General features: G+C 37.9%; 5 protein-coding genes. All 5 read left to right on the top strand.

Going from position 1 to position 3,850, the window contains the following annotated elements:
• Positions 1 to 182 precede the first annotated feature (182 nt).
• The 5 genes from MBEAL2_RS29890 (at position 183) to MBEAL2_RS28280 (ending at position 3,670) form a co-directional block, all read left to right on the top strand.
• Positions 183 to 1,370, top strand: coding sequence for an HNH endonuclease (locus MBEAL2_RS29890; protein WP_052948087.1), 1,188 nt, complete (start codon positions 183 to 185; stop codon positions 1,368 to 1,370).
• Between the two features lie 13 nt (positions 1,371 to 1,383).
• Positions 1,384 to 1,848 (top strand): SMI1/KNR4 family protein, encoded by a 465-nt coding sequence (locus MBEAL2_RS28295; protein ID WP_047155528.1) that lies wholly within the window; start codon positions 1,384 to 1,386, stop codon positions 1,846 to 1,848.
• A gap of 244 nt (positions 1,849 to 2,092) precedes the next feature.
• Entirely contained in the window at positions 2,093 to 2,605 is a 513-nt protein-coding gene (locus MBEAL2_RS28290) for a DinB family protein (RefSeq protein ID WP_047155527.1), read from the top strand.
• A 237-nt stretch (positions 2,606 to 2,842) separates the two neighbouring features.
• Entirely contained in the window at positions 2,843 to 3,055 is a 213-nt protein-coding gene (locus MBEAL2_RS28285) for a hypothetical protein (protein ID WP_047155526.1), read from the top strand.
• A gap of 183 nt (positions 3,056 to 3,238) precedes the next feature.
• Positions 3,239 to 3,670, top strand: a complete 432-nt coding sequence (locus MBEAL2_RS28280) for a hypothetical protein (RefSeq protein WP_047155525.1) — start codon at positions 3,239 to 3,241, stop codon at positions 3,668 to 3,670.
• Positions 3,671 to 3,850 lie beyond the last annotated feature (180 nt).

The raw sequence follows: 3,850 nt of genomic DNA, 5'->3' as shown, positions 1-3,850 counted from the left end.
TTATTAAGCTAACGTGAATCATTAGTTCTATAATTAAATAAATAACAAACAATAACAGACCCTTTAAAAATAAAAAAGAAGACTTCCATATAACAAAAAATAGTATAATAATGTAAAAAAGGAAATGTACAGAAGTCAGGATCACCCTTTTTGCACACTACATTTACAAAGGTGGAGATGCAGTGGGAAAAATCCAGATTAACCCTGAATTAATGAAACAGCTTGAACAAGAACTTGAAAAACAAGCCGATTCTGTAAAAGCCATTGCAGGTCGGCTGCGCTATGAGTTTAATGGCCTGCGAGAGGTATATCCAGAGATTGAAAGTACATATGCGGGTGAATTATTTTACCTCTTACAACGAGAAATGAATTATTACCAACAAACGATAACCGAAGCGTCAAACACTGTAGAAAAAACAGTTCATGAATTTGAACAGGCTGATGCTGTTGCTTTAGCATTGGCAATGGGTGAAACTCCTCTTGAGCAATGGAATCGACAAAATGGTTCCCTAGGTAATGATGGATTTAGCATTGGAGATGTCCTCTCGGGAATCTGGGATGGAGCAGGTAAAGCGGTAGGAAATACGGTAGATGGTATTGTTCAACTGGTTACCCATCCTTTAGACACGTTAGAGGGGCTTGGTAATGCCATCGCGCATCCTGTAGACACCGCTTCATTAATGTGGAATGCTCTTGAAACGTCGTGGCAACGGGATGTAATCAACGGGGATGCGCATAGCCGGTCTCAATGGTTCTCTTACGCATTAACACAAGTCGGAATTGGGCTTATTGGAACCAAGGGTGCAGATAAAATTGCAAAGCTATCAAAAGGTGCTCGTTTCCCTATGTCTCCGTTAGGAAGGCAAGCTGGTTTACAACCGGCGTATGCCTCCGGGAGTAAAATTCCATACAACGTTTTCAACACGAAATCTTTTAAGGATCATTTGTATAAGGCTGTTTCTTATACATACGATGATGGAAATAAAAATAAAACAATTAAACTTAGGATGGGACACCTGCAAGGGGATAAACACCCGGTAACAGGAGTTCCCTATGATCGTGATGGATTCCCTATCTTTGATTCCAAGTATGAAACGCATCTTCACCCAGCGGATTACAAGAAAAGCAGACAGATACATGATAAAAGATGCAACGAAAAACTGTTACAGGACTTAAAAGCGAATCCGCATTTGAAAGATGAAATTGGTTTGACCGATGAAGAAATAGAGGATTTGGAATTTAGTGGAGAACTAGAAAATTACACTTGGCATCACCATCAAGAACCCGGAAAAATGCAGCTTGTAGATTCTAATATACACAGTAAAACAGGCCATACCGGTGGCTATAAAATATGGGGAAAAGGAAAGTGAGGATGGATAGCTCGTGGTAAATGATGTTGAATGGTATAAAAGAAAAAGCCATGTTGATGCAACGGAAGAAGAAATAAAAGCAGTAGAGGACCAGTGGGGTGTTACCTTTCCTTCTGATTACCGAGAAGTAGCAAAAGAATATCACGGCTGTACCCCTCTTCGAAAAAAAGCTTTGAATATAGGGGAACGTGAAGAAGCATTTAAGTTCTTGTTGAGTTTTTCTGAAAACAGCAAAAGTTTATATATTCTTGATGTGTATAACAACATAAAGGATCGGCTTGTAGATAACGTTTATCCATTTGCAAACGATCCATTTGGGAATTGCTATTGCTTTGATTATCGTCAATCAAATACTCAACCAACTATTGTTTTTTGGGATCATGAAGAAGCATATGAGAACCCAGAGGAAGGTTTATCTTACCTATGTAATTCGTTTGCTGAATTATTAAACCATCTAGAAGAGTTAAAGGATTCATAATAAACCTAAAGAAAAAATAGTGTTTAATTTAATCATTTTTACAGGAGCAGCCAGGAAATCTAGTTGCTTTTTATTCTTATGTTTCTAAATCGCGATCTAGCCTTATATAGTAAGAATCTTTATAGCCTATCTCTCTGCGAAAGTTGAGTTAGAACACTTTTATAATTACGAAAGAGAGTGCTGAATTACGTACATAAGAGGAAATATCTGTATCCTGTCGAATAAGTTGACAGGAGGGATGAAAATGAAACATCACTCATTGCAAACGTATGATTATCATGTATGGGCGAATCAACGAATCTTTGGCCATATAAAAGAACTTCCGCCGCACATTTATAATCAGGAAATTGGAAATGTGGATTCGTCTATTTCAAAGATGTTGCTTCATATTTATCAAACTGATGCTCTATGGTTAAGTGTGATGTCTGGTGACAGCTTTAATGAAACCATGGATGTAGTGAAACGCCTCATGGCAGAAACGACAGCAAAAAAAAATGAAGAAATAGAAATGGTATTTTCACACCTATCTAAACGTTACAAAGCATTTCTTGACCGTCAAGAGGATTTGGATAAAGCCATTTCTTGTGAACACCCCCATTTTGGGCGATTGGAAACCCGACTTTCCGAATTGGTGCAGCATGTTGTGAATCACGGAACGTATCACCGTGGGAACATCACGACCATGTTACGAGAATTAGGGCATCCAGGTACTTCAACAGATTACATTTTTTATTTATATGAAATGAATAAGGAATAAAAAATTTTAGGATTCAAAATCAGGCTACTCTCCGGAGTGGCTTTTTCTTTTGATTCAATCGTTTCAAACACGATGGTTATTGATAAGTTGATAAATTATTACCTGTTATGTGGGTTTATGGCTCACTAATGAGAACTGATAATGGTACAGTCTGTTTCGGCACGTGTCTTTATTTGCTTAACTAATGTACAGTAACGTTCAATAAGAGGAAAAATAATAATTATCAGCTACTATGTTATGAGGTGTGTTAAAAAAACGCAGGAAGAGAAAACAGCCTTCCAGACAGTTATAAATGAAATCATCGTAGGGGTTATGCACTCTATGCTTGTTGCGTTTGATGGAGGGGCAGAACTTAATGAACATTATGTTCCAATGATTGTCGATTCGGAAACAGGTGCCGTGCCCTGCGGCATGGAGGCTAACGGGAGAATAGTTAAAATACACATTTAATTATCTACATCCGATAATAGGTATACGATGTACAGTAGGAGGCACTTAAAACACTAACAGCAACAAAAAAACATTGGAAATACGAAATCCGTACAACTGAACCATGCTCGCATCGAAAAAATTAAAGATATTCTGTTTGATATCTTTTCTATCTAAACTCAAATCGCGAAAGGGTGTCATACAATGCCTATTTTAACCTCTGAACAAGTAGTAGAAATGTTTAACCTTACAGGGCCGTCAAAGAGATTTTGTAATCATTTAGCTGAGCTGGCGGTATTTTCATATGGGGGAGATTCTCATCGCGCTCACATCAGACCGATTACATGGTCAGAAGGAGATGAAGTCCAGGTAAATGGATTTGATAAGCTTTTTGTCTATGGGCATACAACAATAGAGAAAAAGTCTGATGGTTCTTATTCGATGTGGTACTCGAATAGCGTTGTTGAAAATAAGGAACGAGCGGAACACCCTTGTGTATGGAAATGCTTTTCTAAGATGATTTCCTATCCTACACGAGATCGATCTGTGAAAAACTTACGGTCCCTTCGCAAAGAAATCACCAATGCGGATGTAGATATGCTTATAAAAGGAATCCGCTTAGCCATGAATCCATAATAAGCAAAAAACCAGCCAAAATCGGGCTGGTTTTTAATCCTTTATGGTAAAAACAGGACTTTAGGTTACAGTCCTGCTAATTATGTAAAGTCCAATCATATCAGGAAAAATCGACTTCTAAATATCCGATTGAAATACAATATTCCGAAGGGGATCAACCCTGTTCCTGGTGCAATGAAA

Source organism: Aneurinibacillus tyrosinisolvens, from assembly GCF_001015055.1.
Lineage (GTDB): Bacteria > Bacillota > Bacilli > Aneurinibacillales > Aneurinibacillaceae > Aneurinibacillus_A > Aneurinibacillus_A tyrosinisolvens.
This window is presented reverse-complemented; position numbering and strand designations above follow the sequence as displayed.

Coding starts and splice junctions, on each gene's coding strand:
- MBEAL2_RS28285 (WP_047155526.1), top strand. CDS start 2,843: ATGAGGTGTGTTAAAAAAACGCAGGAAGAGAAAACAGCCTTCCAGACA.
- MBEAL2_RS28290 (WP_047155527.1), top strand. CDS start 2,093: ATGAAACATCACTCATTGCAAACGTATGATTATCATGTATGGGCGAAT.
- MBEAL2_RS28280 (WP_047155525.1), top strand. CDS start 3,239: ATGCCTATTTTAACCTCTGAACAAGTAGTAGAAATGTTTAACCTTACA.